The sequence below is a fragment of the Halorarum salinum genome, from assembly GCF_013402875.1.
Classification (GTDB): Archaea; Halobacteriota; Halobacteria; order Halobacteriales; family Haloferacaceae; genus Halorarum; species Halorarum salinum.
Genome location: NZ_CP058579.1, coordinates 2,523,030 through 2,538,983 on the forward strand (window position 1 = coordinate 2,523,030; position 15,954 = coordinate 2,538,983).

Sequence of the window (15,954 nt, forward strand, 5' to 3'; positions counted from 1 at the left end):
CCATGATGATTCCAGTCCGGTGTTTCACGTGCGGCACGGTCATCGGTGAACACTGGGAGGAGTTCAAGGCCCGCGCCCGCGAGGGCGAGGAGGACCCCGGCGAGGTGCTCGACGACCTCGGGGTCGACCGGCACTGCTGCCGCCGGATGATGATCTCGCACACCGACCTGGTGGACGTCGTCTCCCCCTACCAATGAGCGGGAACAGCCCGATCACCCGGTACAACCGGTACGAGAAGGCCCGCATCCTCGGGGCGCGCGCCCTGCAGCTCGCGTACGGCGCGCCGGTGCTCATCGAGAGCGACCAGTCCGAGCCGATCCTCATTGCGGCCGAGGAGTACGACGCGGGGGTCCTGCCGTTCACGGTCAGGCGGGAGGGGAAATGACGCTGATCGCCTCGGTGTCGCTCCGGCGCGTGCTCGACTCGCGGGGGAACCCGACCGTCGAGGCCGACGTGCTCACCGAGTCGGGCGGCTTCGGCCGCGCGGCGGCGCCGTCCGGGGCGAGCACCGGCGAGTACGAGGCGATCGAACTCCCGCCCGGGGAGGCGATCGCCGCGGCCCGCCAGCACGCGGTCCCCCGGCTCGTGGACTCGGTCCACGCCGGCAACCAGCGCGACGTGGACGCCGCCCTGCACGGCGCCGACGGCACCGACGACTTCTCCGAGATCGGCGCCAACAGCGCCGTCGCCGTCTCGATGGCGGCCGCGAAGGCGGGCGCCGACGTGCTCGGCGCCCCGCTGTTCCAGCACCTCGGGGGGACGTTCCGCGACGCCGACCGCTCGTTCCCGGTCCCGCTCGGCAACGTCGTCGGCGGCGGCGAGCACGCCAAGGAGGCGACCCACATCCAGGAGTTCCTCGCCGCGCCGGTCGGCGCGCCGTCGGTCTCCGAGGCCGCCTTCGCGAACGCCGCCGTCCACGAGGCCGTGGGCGACCTGCTCGACGAGCGGGGCGTCCCGGCCGGCAAGGGCGACGAGGGCGCCTGGGCGCCCGGGATCGACGACGCCGAGGCGTTCGAACTCGTCGAGGAGGCGACCGACCGCGTCGCCGACGAGGTGGGCTTCGAGGTCCGCTTCGGGCTCGACGTGGCCGCCTCGGAGCTGTGGGACGCCGACGCCGGCGTCTACCGCTACGGCGACCGCGAGCGGACGCCCGACGAGCAGATCGACTACGTCGCCGACCTCGTCGACGAGTACGACCTCGCCTACGTCGAGGACCCGCTGGAGGAGGACGACTTCGACGGCTTCGCGGAGCTGACCGAACGGGTGGGCGACCGCACGCTGATCTGTGGCGACGACCTGTTCGTCACCAACGTCGAGCGGCTGGAGCGCGGCATCGACGTCGGCGCGGGCAACAGCATCCTGATCAAGCCGAACCAGATCGGGACGCTGTCGGACGCGTTCGACGCCGTCGAACTGGCCCAGCGGAACGGGCTGGACGCCGTCGTCTCCCACCGCTCGGGCGAGACCGAGGATACGACCATCGCACACCTCGCCGTCGCCACGGACGTCCCGTTCATCAAGACGGGGGCCGTGGGCGGCGAGCGAACCGCCAAGCTGAACGAACTCATCCGCATCGCGGAGGAGGCAGTATGAGCGAAAGCGAAAACGACACAGACGAGGCGCCGGCCGAGGAGGAGGTCGAGGAGACCGAGCCCGCGGCCGAGGAGGCGCCCCAGACTGACGCACAGCCGGACGAGGCGGCCGAGTCCGCCGACTCCGAGGGAGCCGCGGGGGCCGAGGACGAGGCCGAGGAGGCCGCGTCCCCCTTCGACGAGGACGTCATGCCCGACGAGGAGGCCGACCTCCTCATCCCGGTCGAGGACTACCTCTCTGCCGGCGTCCACATCGGCACCCAGCAGAAGACGAAGGACATGGAGCGGTTCATCCACCGCGTCCGCGACGACGGCCTCTACGTGCTCGACGTGAGCCAGACGGACGGCCGGATCCGGACCGCGGCGGACTTCCTCGCCAACTACGACCCCGAGCAGGTGCTCGTCACCTCCTCGCGGCAGTACGGCCGGTTCCCGGCCGAGAAGTTCGCCGACGCGATCGGGGCGCGCGCCCGCACCGGGCGATTCATCCCGGGCACGCTGACGAACCCCCAGTACGCCGGCTACATCGAGCCGGACGTCGTGGTCGTCACCGACCCGATCGGCGACGCGCAGGCGGTCAAGGAGGCCATCACGGTCGGCATCCCCGTCATCGCCATGTGCGACTCGAACAACCAGCTCAGCAACGTCGACCTGGTCGTCCCGACCAACAACAAGGGTCGCCGCGCGCTGTCGGTCGTCTACTGGCTGCTCGCCAACGAGACGCTCGACCGCCGCGGCGCCGAGCCGACCTACGCCCTCGAGGACTTCGAGGCCGAACTGTAGCCGGCGTTCGAACTTTTCGTTTCGGTCGATCCGGCCCTCCGAGCGGAGCGGCCGCTCGCGGAATCGGGGTCCATCGTCCGCGACCGGACCGGCGTCGACCGGGACCGATCGGGAAAACCGCCCGGCGAGCGACTACTCGGCGAGCGTCTGTTCGGCCGAGCGCCGGTCGGAGGCCGACAGCTCGGCGTTCGATACCGTCTCGCCCTCGCCGACGCGGACGACCGCATCGGCGCCCGCGAAGCCGAGCACGCGCTCCCACTCGGCGAGCGCCGAGAGCGCCCCGTCGTCGGCCGCCGAGAACTCGCGCGCGTCGACGACGACCGAGAACCCGGGGTCGCAGTGCTCGGCGGCGTGGCGAGCCTGCGCCATCGCGGCGACGACCGCCGCCGTCGTGAACGACCCCGAGAGCGTGAGATAGAGCCGGTTCCCGTCGGGGTCACGGTTCACTTCGGGGCCGGGGCCAGAGTGGGTCGTCGAACTCATCGCTTTCGACAGGGCACGGGAGGAACATAATTCCACCGCCCCGTTATCCGACGGGATAACTGGATTATTTAACCAGTCGCCTACGGGTAGGACTCCCTTACCGGTCGAACGGGTACCGGCCGCTGGAGGTTGGTGACCACGTGGAGACCGGTACGGGCCGCGGGCCGATTCGAAACGTGGAACTAGAACGCCGCTCGGTGGGCCCTACCCGGCGATCACGGCGCCGACGGGCGCCGAGCGACCCTCCGACGCCCCGAGGGCGTCGACCTCTTTCCCCGCTCGGCGCCCGTGACGGACCGCGGGCGACCGACTGTCACACGCGTGGTGGCCGGGTCGCGCCACAGTAGGGGACACCGCCCGTCTCTAGCTTAAACCTACCGGTGCGGTATCAGCAGGAAAGTACGACGCCCGCCGGGCCGGCCCGCCGTCGAGTCGCAACTTCTGTTACCCCTCCCCGGGAGTAGGGGGTATGACCACCTGCAGCGCGCCGGGGAAGGTGTACCTCTTCGGCGAACACGCCGTCGTGTACGGCGAACCCGCGATCCCGTGTGCGATCGAACGACGGGCGCGGGTCACGGCCGAGCCCCGGAACGACGGTCGGGTCAGGGTGGAGGCGAACGACCTCTCGCTGGACGGGTTCACCGTCAGCTGGGGCGACTCGGTCGAGGACCGTCCCGACATCGACGTGCCGACCCAGCTCGTGGAAGCCGGCATGGGTTACGTCGACGAGGCGGTCGGGCAGGCCCGCGACGCGGCGGACGCCCCGGACGCCGGCTTCGACATCACCATCGAGTCGGACATCCCGCTCGGCGCCGGACTCGGCTCCTCGGCGGCGGTCGTCGTCGCCGGCATCGACGCGGGGACCCGATCGCTCGGCGTCGAACTGCCGCCCGGGGAGGTCGCGGACAGGGCCTACCGGGCGGAGTACGCGGTCCAGGACGGGCAGGCGTCCCGCGCGGACACGTTCTGCTCCGCGATGGGCGGGGCCGTCCGCGTCGAGGGGGAGGACCGCCGGACGATCGACGCGCCGGAACTCCCGTTCGTCGTCGGCTACGACGGCGGCGCGGGCGACACGGGCGAACTCGTCTCCGGCGTGCGCGCGCTCCGGGAGGAGTACGGGTTCGCGGCGGACACGGTGACCGCCATCGGCGACGTGGTGCGGCGCGGCACGGAGGTGCTCCGGGGGGCCGACCCCTCGGGCGAACCGGCGCCCGACCTGCTCGCGGAACTGGGTCGGCTGATGGACTTCGACCACGGGCTCCTCTCGGCGCTGGGCGTCTCCTCGCGCTCGCTCGACGCGATGGTCTGGGCCGCGCGCGAGGCCGACGCCTACGGCGCGAAGCTGACCGGCGCCGGGGGCGGCGGCTGCATCGTCGCCCTGGACGACACCGGGGGGACCGAGACAGCGCTCGACTACACCCCCGGCTGCGAGGCGACGTTCCGGGCGGAACTGGCCGCGGACGGCGTGCGGGTGGAGGAGTCGTGACCTCCTCTTCGCGAGCGGAGCGAGCGACTGGCAGGGAACGGAGGGAACCGGAATGACGGTGGTCCTGAAGCTCGGCGGCTCGGTGATCACCGAGAAGGACGAACCGGAGACGCTCGACGGCCGGACGCTCACGGACCTCGCGGACGCCATCGCCGAGGCCGACCTCGCGGGGCTCGTCCTCGTCCACGGCGGCGGATCGTTCGGCCACCACCACGCGGCCGCCCACGGCGTCTCGACGACCGAGGGGACCCGCGACGCCCGCGCGGCGATGGACGTCCACGGCGCGATGACGACGCTCAACCGGTTCGTCCTCTCCCGGCTCCACGAGCGGGACGTGTCGGCGCTGCCGGTCCACCCGCTCTCGGCGGCCGCACGCGACGCGGCCGGCGACCTGTCGATGCCGACCGCACAGGTGGCGACGATGCTCGGGGAGGGGTTCGTCCCCGTCCTCCACGGCGACGGCGTCGTTCACGCCGGGGAGGGGGTGACGGTGCTGTCGGGGGACGAACTCGTGGCCCACCTCGCGCGGGAACTCGACGCGGACCGGGTCGGCGTCTGCTCGACCGTCCCGGGCGTGCTCGACGCGGACGGGGAGGTGATCCCCGGGATCGACTCGTTCGAGGCGGTCGCGGACCTGCTCGGCGGGAGCGACGCGACGGACGTGAGCGGCGGGATGGCCGGGAAGGTGCGGGAACTGCTCGCGCTCGACGCGCCGGCGCACGTCTTCGGCCCGGACGCGCTCGGCGAGTTCCTCGCGGGCGGGAGCCCGGGCACCCGGATCGGGTGAGGGGCCCCGGATACGGGGGATCGGCACCACCGCGGCGGCCACGGCGCGGCAGCGCGGCCCGGTTACGCGAACGCCCGCCGGAGCCCCGCCCGGAGCGCGCGCCGCTTCACGAGCAGGAACGCGAGCAGGACGAGCGAGAACCCCGTGACGGTGTCGGGCGATAGCGTCTCGTCGAGCACCAGCCAGCCGAACGCGGCCGCGAACGGCGGGATGGCGTACTCCAGCAGCCCAGCCTGGATCGGTCCGAGCCGGTCGAGCAGCCGGAAGTACAGCAGGAACCCGCCCGCGCCGGGGACGACGGCGAGGTAGACGAGCCAGCCCACCCCCGCGGCCGTGGCGGTCGCGTCCGCGACGCCCTGGCCGAGCGCGAGCGCGGCGAGGTGCAACGAGAGCGCCCCCACGAGCGCCATCCACGCCTGGGTCGCCAGCGGATGGAGCGTCGCGGCGTCCTCGCGGGTCGTCACCGCCCCGAGCACCCACGCGACCGCGGAGCCGAACACGAACAGCGCGCCCGCGTTCGCCGCCAGGTTTCGGGGGTCCGGCCGCGCGATGACGAGCAGGCCGCCGAAGCCGACGATGACGCCGACGGCACCGAGCGCGTCCAGTCGCTCGTCGGGTCTGAGCACCCGCGTCGCCACCGGCGTCAGCACGGGGATGAGCCCGACGAGCGTCGCCGCGACCGCGCTCGTGACGTACACCTGCCCGCTGAACAGCAGCGCGTGGTGGGCGCCGATGCTGAACAGCCCGCCGGTGGCGATGGGTCGGAGATCGCCCGCCCCCGCCGGCCGGATCGGGCGGCCGCTCGCGACCGCGACGACGAACAGGAGCCCCGCGGCGAGGTCGAACCGGAGCGCGGCGAGAAACACCGGCGGGAAGTCGGCGAGCGCCGCCTTCGTCGCCACGAACGCGGTCCCCCAGACGGCCGCGAGGGCGAGAAATCCCGCCGCGTCCCGCGTCCCCCTCACACCTCGAACCGGAGGCCGTCGCGCGCGACGCGAACGTCGCCGTCGAATCGGTTGCGGACGCTCTCGATCATCTCCTCGTGGCGACCCTCCGTGTGCGGGTACTGGTGGGTCAGGTACACCCGGCCGACGTCGTAGCCCGCGAGCGCCTCGCCCAGTTGGCTCGGCGTCGGGTGGTTGTCGACGTCCACCTCGTCCGGGAACGAACAGTCGTGGGCGAGCACCCGGGCGCCGTCGGCGAACGTCGCCAGCCCCTCGAACGCCTCGGTGTCCCCGGAGAAGACGAACGCGTCCTCGCTGCCGGGGTCGGAGAAGCGGTACGCGAGACACTGGATCGAGTGGCGGGTCTCCCGGGCGCGCACCTCGAAGCCGCTCACCTCGAACGACTCGTCGGGGTTGACCTCCCGGACCTGCAGGTCGACGCGCCCGTCGAGGTAGTCGTGGACGCCGAGCAGGCCGTCGAGCAGGCCCTTGGTGCCCGGCGGGCCGACGACCTCCAGTTGCTCCTCGCCGGCGAGCCACCGGGCCTTCAACAGGGGGAGGAGGTCCGAGACGTGGTCGAGGTGGTGGTGGGTCAGGAGCACCGTCGAGACCGCCTCGTAGCCCGGGTCGGTCTGGGAGAGCCGATGGAGGACGCCGGCGCCGCAGTCGACCAGCAGCGGCCGGCCGTCGCCCGGCGCCGCCTCCAGCAGCAGGCCCGTCTGGACCCGGTCGGCGACGGGCATCGCCGAACCGGTGCCGAGGAACGTAACGCGCATACGATCGGTTCCGGTTCCGCGTCGGATAGCGGTGGCGATTGTGGCGGGTTCCCCGCCGGCGTGGACGTCCGGTTCCCGGGGCGGGGAGCCGTCGAACCGTCCCGAACCCCCGGCGCCACGCGCTCGTTCGAACGACACCGCTCGACGGGATCGGATCCACCCCCTCCGTCTCGGCGGATCCGGCCCCGCCATCGGCGGGCTTCACTTCCGCCGTCCGCACAACCCACTTACCCGCGCGTCGCCTCCCACCTCCAATGCGAGGACGGGAACTGCTCGCGGGGACGGAGGTCGAGTACGACTTCGACCCCGCCGCGGTTCCGATCGAGGACGGCGACGTGCTCGACCTGCTCGAACCGTCCGTCGGGGAGTGGTGGGTCGAGCAGTTCGGCGAGTACGTCCCGGAGAACGGCGGCTTCTTCACGCCGCCACAGCGCGAGGCCATCCCGCTCATCGACGGGGGGACGAACAGCCTCGTCTGCTCGCCGACGGGGTCGGGCAAGACGCTCGCCAGCTTCACGGCCATCATCAACGACCTCTACCGTCGCGAGCGGGAACTGGACGGCGGCCTCGACAACGAGGTGTACTGCCTGTACGTCTCGCCGCTGAAGTCGCTCGCCAACGACATCCACCGGAACCTCGAACTGCCGCTCGAGGGGATCTCGGGGAAACTGGCCGAGCGGGGCCACGAGACCGAGATCCGACACGCCATCCGCCACGGGGACACGAGCGACGCCCAGCGCCGGCGGATGCTCGAGACGACGCCCCACGTGCTCAACACGACGCCCGAGACGCTCGCCATCCTGCTGAACTCGCCGAAGTTCAGGGAGAAGCTCCGGAGCGTCGAGTACGTCGTCGTCGACGAGGTCCACAGCCTCGCGGCGAACAAGCGCGGCACGCACCTCTCGGTGTCGCTCGAACGGCTCGAACGGACGTGCGACGGCTCGCCCACCCGCATCGGCTGTTCGGCGACCGTCGAACCGCTCTCGACGATGGCGGAGTTCCTCGTCGGCGGGACCCGCCGCGGCGACGGGACGTGGGAGCCACGCGAGTACGAGATCGTCGACACCCGCTTCGTCCGCGAGTTCGACCTCCGGCTGGAGTGTCCGACCGACGACCTGATCGGGACGCCCCGGGACGTCGTGAACGACCGGTTCTACGACCGCCTGCACGAACTGATCCGGGGCCACGAGAACACGCTCGTCTTCACGAACACCCGATCCGGCGCCGAACGCGTGCTCGGGACGCTCCGGGAGCGGTTCGACGACTACGACGAGGGGAACTCCGGCTGTCACCACGGCTCGATGTCGAAGGACACCCGAGAGGCCGTCGAGGGGAAGCTGAAGTCCGGGGAGGTGGACGTGGTCACCTCCTCGACGTCGCTGGAACTCGGCATCGACATGCCCCACCTCGACCTGGTCGTGCAGGTCGGCTCCCCGAAGTCGGTCGCCGCGCTCCTCCAGCGGGTCGGCCGCGCGGGCCACCGACTCGGCCGGACCGTCGAGGGAAGGGTGCTCGCGCTCGACCGGGACGAACTCGTCGAGTGCGCGGTGATGCTGGGGCGGGCCGAGGAGGGGTTCGTCGACCGCGTGTTCGTCCCCGAGAACGCCCACGACGTCGCCGCCCAGCACGTGTACGGGATGGCGATCAACGGGGTGCGCCGCGAGGCCGACGTCCGGGGGACGCTCCGCTCGGCCTACCCGTACCGCGGCTTCGACGGGGACGACTGGGAGGAACTGCTGTGCTACCTCACGGCCGACTACGACGGGATGGAGGACCGCAACGTCTACGCGAAGGTGTGGCGTGACGCGAACGACCCGCCGGACGGCGAGCACCACTACCCGGAGTACGACGTCGGCGAGCGCCTGATCGGCAAGCGCGGTCGGCTCGCCCGGGTCATCTACATGACGAACGTCGGCACCATCCCGGACTCGTTCACCTGCGACGTGCTCACCCGGGGGAGCGACGAGTGGGTCGGCCAGCTCGACGAGAACTACCTCGACACGCTCGAACCCGGCGACGTGTTCCAGCTCGGCGGCGGCACCTACGAGTACCGCTACCGCCGGGGGTCGAAGGTCCGCGTCGACCCCTCGAGCGCCAGGCCGACGGTGCCCTCCTGGTACTCCGAACGGCTGCCGCTGAGCTACGACCTCGGGCGGGAGGTGCTCGCGTTCCAGGGGGAACTGCTCGACAGGCTCGCGGAGGGCGGCGAGCCGGCGGCCCGCGAGTGGCTCCGCGGCTTCCCGCTGGACGAGAACTCCGTCCGGGCGCTCGCGCGGACCTTCGACGCCCAGCGCCGGTACGCCGGCGCCGAATCGGTCTCGACGCCCGACCGGCTCGCGATCGAGGTGGAACTCGACCGCGAGGAGTACCGGCGGCGCTACTACGTCCACTCGAACTACGGCCGGGAGTTCAACGACGGCCTCTCGCGGCTGGTCGCGCACCACTGCACCCGCCGGGCGAACACGAACGTCCAGGTGGCCGTCGCGGACAACGGCTTCACCGTCTCGATGCCGCTGAACCGGAAGGTGGACGTGCCGGGGGTCGTCGAGGAACTCGACCCGGACGAGTTGCGCGCGGACCTCCGGACGGCCCTCGACGGGACCGACCTGCTGAAGCGCTACTTCCGCATCAACGCCACGCGGGCGCTGATGATCCTCAAGCGCTACAAGGGGTACGAGAAGTCCGCCGCCCAGCAGCAGGTGTCCTCGGAGATGCTCATCTCGTACGCGCGCGACCTCGACTCCTTCGCCGTGATGGAGGAGACGTACCGGGAGATCACGGAGGACAAACTGAACCTCGACGGCGTCCGCGAGGTGCTCGAGCGCGTACGGGCGGGCGAGATCGAGGTGACGAGCCGGGAGGTCGAGAGCCCGTCGCCCAGGGCGTTCGGCCTCGCGACGCTGACGGCGAGCGACGTGGTGCTCGCCGAGGACGAGTCGGCGGTGCTCCGGGAGTTCCACGAGCGCGTCATGGACGAACTCGACGGGGAAGCGGGCGAGGACGCGTTCCTCGAGGCCGAGGGCGACGACTGAGTCGGCCGCGGCGGGGAGCGGTCGCCGCCGGTGCCGCCAGCCCTCGGTGCTGTCCGTCGTCGGAGCCATCCGTCCGCCGCCGCGTTCGGTCCGTCCACCCCGGAACCACCGGCCGCCCACCCGCGGAATCGGGGTACGCGACGCATACCAAAGCCGCGGTCGACCCAACCCGCGTCCATGGCGGAACCGGGGAACGTCGCGGTCGTCCACGTCGAGGCGAGGGTCGCCGAGGGGGAGGACGCCGGCGAGACGTTCGAGACGACCGACGTCGACGTCGCGCTCGAGTCGGGGAGCTACGACCCCCACCGCGACTACACGCCGATGGAGTTCCGGGTCGGCGCGGGGGAGGTGCCGCCGGCGATCGACGACGCGGTTCGGGACCTGTCCGTCGGGGAGGAACGGACGGTCACGGCGGACCCGGAGGACGCGTTCGGCCCCCGCGACGAGGGCGCCGTCGTCGAGGTGGACTGGGACGACCTCGGGGACGGCGACGGACCGGATGCCGCCGTCGGGAAACCCGTCACGGCAGAGACCGGCGAGGTCGGCTGGATAACGGACGCGAACGGGGACGTCGTCACCGTCGACTTCAACCACGAGTTCGCCGGCCAGCCGGTCACCTTCGTCGTCAGGTTGCTGGACGAACGCGAGCCGTCGGCCGGGGACGACTGAGCGAGCGCGACGGGGACGGCGGTAGCCGGGCCCGACTTCCCTCGTTCCCGACGCCGATCCTCCGCCGCGACCGTCCGCCCCTCGACCGACGACTACTCCTCCACGGTCACGTTCACGCCGTGGGGCTCGTACGCGGTGGCGATGTAGCCGTCCTGGTTCCACGGGAACATGTCGTCCTGGATGCCGCGGAGCCCCTCCTCCGGGCTGGAGATGGTCGCCGGCTGGGTGCGACCCTGCGAGTCGGTCGCCCGCGAGACGAGCCGGTACTCGCCGGGTTCCGGCGACCAGACGTAGCGGAACAGGCGCCAGGAGAAGACGCCCAGGTCGGGCCGGAAGAACTCCGCCTCCCCCCACGTCTCGCCGCCGTCGTCGGAGACCTCGACCGAGTCGACCGTCTGGTCGCCGGCCCAGGCGACGCCGACGACCTCGACGCTGCCGTCGGGCTGTCGGGTGACGGTGCTGTCTTCGCCGGGGTGGCCGATCTGCGACTTCACGAGCTGGTCGAAGATGTAGGCGTTCCGGATCTCGTCCGGGTTCTGCATCTGCTCGTACGTGTCGTAGACGTCGACCGACTCGTACTGCTCGGCGGCCTCGTCCTGTTCGGGGATGATGCGGTAGGAGTACTGCTGCCAGTGGGTGTAGGTCCGCTGGTCGCCGTCCTCCCACTCCTCGCCGAACACCATCATGTCCATGACGTGCATCCGGTTCACCCACTTCACGTTGTTGTTGCCGTACCAGCCGGGGACGACGAGCCTCACGGGGAAGCCGTGGTCGGAGGCGAGCGGCCGTCCGTTCATCTCGTAGGCGAGCAGGCAGTCGTCCATCACCTTCGACATGGGGATCGACCGGGTGAAGACGTCCTCCCCCTCGGGCGCCTCCCCGCCCATCGCCGAGAGCCACATCCCGTCGCTCGTGTCGGCACCGTACCGCTCCAGGACGGCGCTCAGGGGCGTGCCGGTCCACTCGGCGTTCCCGACGGCCCCGAACGTCCACTGGTTGCCGCCGACCTGCGGCTGGAAGTACGACCGGCCGTTGCCGGAGCACTGCATCACGTGGAACACCGTCTCCGTCGGGAACCCGTTCTTCAGTTCCTCCATCGAGAGGTCGACCTCCTCGTCGACCAAGCCGGTCAGCGAGACGCTCCAGTCGGCCTCGTCGATCTCCGGGGTGGGGTAGTGGTTCCGGATGTACAGTTCCTCGAGCGGCGTGACGAGCGTCGTGTACGTCGCCCGCTCCGCGGCCTCCGCGTTCTCCGGCTCCGGGGAGAGGATCCGGAGCCCCGGGTACCGCTCCTCGAGGGACGGGCCGGTTTCCTCCGGCGTCTCCGTCTCGGCCTCGGGCGTCTCGGTCTCGGTGGCGGTCGTGGAGGCCGTCGGCGACCCCGCCGTCCCGGTCGGCTGCGTGTCGGCCTCGCTACCCCCACAACCCGCCAGCAGGGACGCGCCGCCCACGGCCCCGGCAGCGTGGAGGAACCGGCGCCGCTTCAGGTAGCGCTCGCGCTTCGAGATCCGGTCCGACTGTTGATCGGGCATGAACCGGACCGTTGGTCCCGCACGCCCCTTGTTATGTTCACCCACGGCGCGGTAAGGGGTCGTCCGTGCCGAGGGTCGGATTCGTTCGGAACGCGTCCCGGGCAGTGCCACCCCGGGGGTCAACCGATCGGACCCGCCCGTCCACGGATCAGGGTCGGGCCTCGGCGGTCAGAATCGCTCCGACGGAGAGCGGCGACCCGCGATCCCCTCAGCCGTCGACGACGACGGTGCCGACCATCCCCTGGTCCTCGTGGGGTTCACAGACGTAGACGTACTCGCCGGGGACGGTGAAGACGTGCTCGAAGGTCGATCCTACCTCGTTGATCGAGTAGTGCCGGTCCCCCTCGTAGGACGCGAACGGCTCGGCCCCCTCCGGGTTCCGGACCTTCTCGGACGCGCCGGGAAGGGACGTGACGTTGTGTCCCGCGCTGTCGAAGGTCCACCGCACCGCGTCCCCCACCCGGATCTCGACCGTCTCGGGGTCGAATCGGAGCCTCCCCTCCGGGCCGACCGCCACGTCGATCGTGCTGCCGCCCGTCGACGTGCCGGTAGCGGGGGGACAGTCCGGGGTACCGGTCCCGTTCGTTTCGGTCGTCCCGGTCGGTGATGCGTCCATCGGACACGACTCCGTCCCGTCCGGTGGCGTTTCAGCCGCGCTCGTCGGCGTCCCGGCACCGTCGGCGGTCGCCCCCGCCGGCCGCTCGGTCGCCGACGATTCCCCGGTCGGCTGGGCGCCGTCCCCGCTCAGGCATCCGGCTATCACGCCCAGCCCCGACGCGGCGAACCCACCGAGAAACGTCCGTCTGTCGGTCATGCGTCGACCGACGCCGCGGACGGCCGTTGTTACGAGCCCCCTTCGCTCCGGGACCCCTCCGTCCCGATCGTCCGTCCCACGTAGGGCCACCGTACCGGCCGGGCGACGGGGGAGGGCCATCGCGACCGATCGACCCGGGGGACGCGCCGTCGCCGCTCCCCCGCCCCGGACCCCTCATCCTTTTGACGGAGCGTCGGTACCCACCCGCATGGAGACACTCGACCCCCGCGTCCGGTTCCTCTGGGCCGCGGGCGCGCTCGTCACCGCGGCGGTGCTCGGCGCCGCCGGGTTCGCGCTCGTCCGGTTCGGCGTTCCAGTCCCCGGAACCGGCGTCCTCGCGGTCGTCGTCGTCGTCGCGGTCGCCGGGGCCGTCCTCGCGGTCCTCCGCTACCGCGTCTGGCGCTTCGAGGTGCGCGAGGACTCGCTGTACCTCGTCCGCGGGGTCCTCACCCGCACCGACACCTCGGTGCCGTTCGTCCGCGTCCAGCACGTCGACACCAGACGCGGCCCCGTCGAACGGGCCGTCGGGCTGGCGAGCGTCGTCGTGTACACGGCCGGGACGCGCGGGGCCGACATCGCCATCCCGGGGCTGACGCCCGAGCGTGCTGGGGAACTCCGGGAGCGCCTGCGCGACCTCGCGACCGAGAGCGAACTGGACGCCGTCTGAGATGACCAGACTCCACCCGCTCTCGGCGGTGCTCGACGCGGCCCGGGCGGCGCTCCAGTTCGGCTCCTTCGGGTTCTTCGCGGTACTGCTGCTGTCCGGACCGCTCGGGTTCGGCGACGCCGCCGCGGCGTTCGTGCTGGCGCCCCTCGGCGCGGTCGTCGGCGCCGGCTACGCCGTCGCACGGTACCTCCGGTTCGAGTACGACCTGCGCCCGGAGCACCTCGTCGTCACCTCGGGCGTGTTCGCCAGACAGGAGCGCGAGATTCCCCTCCGGCGGATCCAGAACGTGGACGTCTCCAGGGGCGTCATCCAGCGCCTGCTGGGGCTCGCGACTGTTCGGTTCGAGACGGCCGGGGGCAGCGCGACCGAGGCCACGCTGGACGCGGTCGGCGTCGACGAGGCCGAGCGCCTCCGCCACGAGGTCGGGGAGCGCGTCCGCGCCGTCCGCGAGCGGGAGCGGGCGAGCGGGGACGCCGCCGGACGCGGAGCGACCGCGGAGTCGACGGGCCAGGCCGCCGGGACGGCGGGGACGCGGACGGGGCCCGCCGACGGCCTAACGGGGACGGAACGCGGCCCCCGCACGCCGGCCGCCGAACCCGAACGGGAGACGCTGTACGAGATCTCGGGGGGCGACCTGCTCGTGCTCAGCGCCGTCTCGTTCCGGCCGGGCGCGATCGCGGCGCCGGTGTTCGGCGCGCCGTTCGTCGGCGACCTCGTCGTCGACGGCCTGCTCGTGACGTTTCGCCTCCTCGGCGGCGGACGAGGGGGTGGATTCCCGGACGACCTCGCGATCCTGTTCACCGCGCTCGCCGGCCTGCTCGCGTTCGCGCTCGCGGTCTGGGTCGCCAGCGCCGCGCTCACGTACGTCCGGTACTACGACTTCCGGCTCGAACGCGTCGCGGACGAACTCCGGTACGAGCGCGGGCTGGCGGGTCGGTACAGCGGGACGATCCCGCTCGACAAGATGCAGACGGTCACGGTCGGCGAGAACGCCGCGATGCGGAGGCTCGGCTACGCGAGCCTCTCGGTGGAGACGGCGGGGTACGCGCCGGGATCGGACGGCGCGGGCGGCGCGGAGACCACGGTCCCGCTGGCGTCCCGCGACCGCGTGTTCTCGCTCGCGCGCGACCTCCAGCCGTTCGGCGAGCGGTCGTTCCGACGGCCGCCGACTCGCGCCCGCCGGCGGTACGCCGTCAGGTACGTCATCGTCTCGTTCGTCCTGGCGGGTCTCGGTCTCGCCGCCGCGCGCGCCCTGTCGCCGGTGCCGGACCTCGTCGCGCTCGTCCCGCTCGTCGGCCTCCCGCTCGCGCCCGTCGCCGCCCGGGCGAAGTGGCGTCACCGCGGGTACGACGAGGCCGACGACGCCGTGTTGACCCGATCGGGATTCTGGCACCGGAGCACCCGCGTGGTCCCGTACTACCGGCTCCAGACCGTGTTCGTCCGCCGGACGGTGTTCCAGCGCCGCTGGGGGCTCGCGAGCGTCACGGCCGACACGGCGTCGACGTCGAGTTTCGTCGTCGGCGACGCGACCGCGTACGACCTCGACGGCGGGGACGCCGATCGGCTCCGGGAGCGCCTGATCGAACGGCTCCGCGCGGACCTGGCCGAACGTCGCGGGTCGGGGGGAACGCGCGGGGACGGACGACGCGGAGACGACGCGGACGAAGGCGCGGGTGAAGACGACGCGGACGGATACGACGCGGGTGAAGACGATCGGCTCACGGACGAGGTCGAGGCCGACGAGGACGGCGCCGACGGCGGGGCGCCCGGGGACGCGACCGGCCCGGGCGGGCCAAACGCCTGACCGGGACGCGGTCGTACTCGGGAGTCGGTCAGGTACCCAGCCGTCGGTCAGACCTCGTACCGGGGAATGTGCGCGTAGCGCAGGAACAGCGAGCCCAGCACGTAGCCGTACGCGACGTGGGCGAGCAGGCTGACGAGGACGTACCCCCACAGCAGTAGCCCGGTCTGACCGGTCCAGAACGCGATGAGGAAGCCGGTCCAGATGATGACCGCGTAGGTGACGCCCCGGAGCGCCGTCGACCGCGCCGGCGGGAGGAACTCCGCGAGCGACACGAAGAGGATGGGGAGCGTCGTCATCCCGCCGCCGACGAAGATGAACGCGCCGAGCGGGAACGCGAGCGAGGACTCCGCCGGAACGCCGAGGAGTTCGGCCAGGCCGGCGAACGCGTCCGGCGAGATGACGCCGAGCGCGTACCCGACCGCGAAGAACGGCACCATCGCGACCATCCCGACGAACCCGGCGCCGCCGGCGATCAGGATCTCGCGGACCCCGATGTCGGTCTCCCGTTTGCCGGTCTGTTCCCCCGTCGCGGCAGCGGCGCCGTTCGTCATGGTAACACGTCACGTGAGGCGAGCGGATAAAGAC

At 72.0% G+C, this 15,954-nt stretch carries 16 protein-coding genes; 10 read left to right on the forward strand and 6 right to left on the reverse strand.

The annotated features are described in order from the left end of the window. Positions 1-2: 2 nt before the first annotated feature. The 4 genes from HUG12_RS12465 to rpsB are packed head-to-tail and all read left to right on the forward strand — an operon-like array spanning position 3 to position 2,375. Positions 3-197: a DNA-directed RNA polymerase subunit N gene (locus HUG12_RS12465; protein ID WP_179269080.1), complete on the forward strand. Its 195-nt coding sequence runs from the start codon at positions 3-5 to the stop codon at positions 195-197. After that, complete coding sequence (locus tag HUG12_RS12470) at positions 194-385, forward strand: DNA-directed RNA polymerase subunit K (RefSeq protein WP_179269081.1); 192 nt, start codon at positions 194-196, stop codon at positions 383-385. The genes HUG12_RS12465 and HUG12_RS12470 overlap by 4 nt, the downstream gene beginning before the upstream one ends. After that, positions 382-1,593: a phosphopyruvate hydratase gene (eno, locus tag HUG12_RS12475; RefSeq protein ID WP_179269082.1), complete on the forward strand. Its 1,212-nt coding sequence runs from the start codon at positions 382-384 to the stop codon at positions 1,591-1,593. Before HUG12_RS12470 ends, eno begins: the two co-directional genes overlap by 4 nt. Beyond that, the gene (rpsB, locus tag HUG12_RS12480) at positions 1,590-2,375 is read left to right on the forward strand and encodes a 30S ribosomal protein S2 (RefSeq protein ID WP_179269083.1); all 786 of its coding nucleotides are present in this window, start codon (positions 1,590-1,592) and stop codon (positions 2,373-2,375) included. Before eno ends, rpsB begins: the two co-directional genes overlap by 4 nt. 132 nt (positions 2,376-2,507) lie before the next feature. Here the strand turns inward: rpsB and HUG12_RS12485 are convergent, their stop codons facing one another. Next, positions 2,508-2,858, reverse strand: coding sequence for a hypothetical protein (locus HUG12_RS12485; protein ID WP_179269084.1), 351 nt, complete (start codon positions 2,856-2,858; stop codon positions 2,508-2,510). Positions 2,859-3,327: 469 nt separating this feature from the next. Between HUG12_RS12485 and mvk the strand changes: the two genes are divergently transcribed. Together mvk and HUG12_RS12495 are read left to right on the forward strand one after the other, a co-directional pair. Further along, positions 3,328-4,344, forward strand: a complete 1,017-nt coding sequence (gene mvk / locus HUG12_RS12490; RefSeq protein WP_179269085.1) for a mevalonate kinase — start codon at positions 3,328-3,330, stop codon at positions 4,342-4,344. A gap of 52 nt (positions 4,345-4,396) precedes the next feature. After that, positions 4,397-5,131 carry an isopentenyl phosphate kinase gene (locus HUG12_RS12495; RefSeq protein ID WP_179269086.1) on the forward strand — a complete coding sequence of 245 codons (735 nt, stop codon included), beginning with the start codon at positions 4,397-4,399 and terminating at the stop codon, positions 5,129-5,131. 62 nt (positions 5,132-5,193) lie between these two features. On the opposite strand, the gene HUG12_RS12500 is transcribed toward HUG12_RS12495, so the two are convergent. Both HUG12_RS12500 and HUG12_RS12505 read right to left on the reverse strand, forming a co-directional pair. Continuing rightward, positions 5,194-6,096: a DMT family transporter gene (locus HUG12_RS12500; protein ID WP_179269087.1), complete on the reverse strand. Its 903-nt coding sequence runs from the start codon at positions 6,094-6,096 to the stop codon at positions 5,194-5,196. Next, the gene (locus tag HUG12_RS12505; protein ID WP_179269088.1) at positions 6,093-6,851 is read right to left on the reverse strand and encodes an MBL fold metallo-hydrolase; all 759 of its coding nucleotides are present in this window, start codon (positions 6,849-6,851) and stop codon (positions 6,093-6,095) included. The genes HUG12_RS12500 and HUG12_RS12505 overlap by 4 nt, the downstream gene beginning before the upstream one ends. Positions 6,852-7,105: 254 nt before the next feature. On the opposite strand from HUG12_RS12505, the gene HUG12_RS12510 reads away from it, so the two are divergent. After that, the gene (locus tag HUG12_RS12510; protein WP_179269089.1) at positions 7,106-9,883 is read left to right on the forward strand and encodes an ATP-dependent helicase; all 2,778 of its coding nucleotides are present in this window, start codon (positions 7,106-7,108) and stop codon (positions 9,881-9,883) included. A gap of 177 nt (positions 9,884-10,060) precedes the next feature. After that, positions 10,061-10,552, forward strand: coding sequence for an FKBP-type peptidyl-prolyl cis-trans isomerase (locus HUG12_RS12515; RefSeq protein WP_179269090.1), 492 nt, complete (start codon positions 10,061-10,063; stop codon positions 10,550-10,552). Between the two features lie 92 nt (positions 10,553-10,644). Here the strand turns inward: HUG12_RS12515 and HUG12_RS12520 are convergent, their stop codons facing one another. Together HUG12_RS12520 and HUG12_RS21490 are read right to left on the reverse strand one after the other, a co-directional pair. Next, positions 10,645-12,084, reverse strand: a complete 1,440-nt coding sequence (locus HUG12_RS12520; RefSeq protein WP_179269091.1) for a molybdopterin-dependent oxidoreductase — start codon at positions 12,082-12,084, stop codon at positions 10,645-10,647. A gap of 208 nt (positions 12,085-12,292) precedes the next feature. Beyond that, positions 12,293-12,898 carry a cupredoxin domain-containing protein gene (locus HUG12_RS21490; RefSeq protein ID WP_246308047.1) on the reverse strand — a complete coding sequence of 202 codons (606 nt, stop codon included), beginning with the start codon at positions 12,896-12,898 and terminating at the stop codon, positions 12,293-12,295. A 208-nt stretch (positions 12,899-13,106) separates the two neighbouring features. On the opposite strand from HUG12_RS21490, the gene HUG12_RS12530 reads away from it, so the two are divergent. Beyond that, positions 13,107-13,565 carry a PH domain-containing protein gene (locus HUG12_RS12530; protein ID WP_179269093.1) on the forward strand — a complete coding sequence of 153 codons (459 nt, stop codon included), beginning with the start codon at positions 13,107-13,109 and terminating at the stop codon, positions 13,563-13,565. 1 nt (position 13,566) lies between these two features. Then, positions 13,567-15,369, forward strand: coding sequence for a PH domain-containing protein (locus tag HUG12_RS12535; RefSeq protein ID WP_179269094.1), 1,803 nt, complete (start codon positions 13,567-13,569; stop codon positions 15,367-15,369). A gap of 47 nt (positions 15,370-15,416) precedes the next feature. On the opposite strand, the gene HUG12_RS12540 is transcribed toward HUG12_RS12535, so the two are convergent. Beyond that, entirely contained in the window at positions 15,417-15,920 is a 504-nt protein-coding gene (locus HUG12_RS12540) for a DUF6789 family protein (protein WP_179269095.1), read from the reverse strand. Between the last annotated feature and the right edge of the window lie 34 nt (positions 15,921-15,954).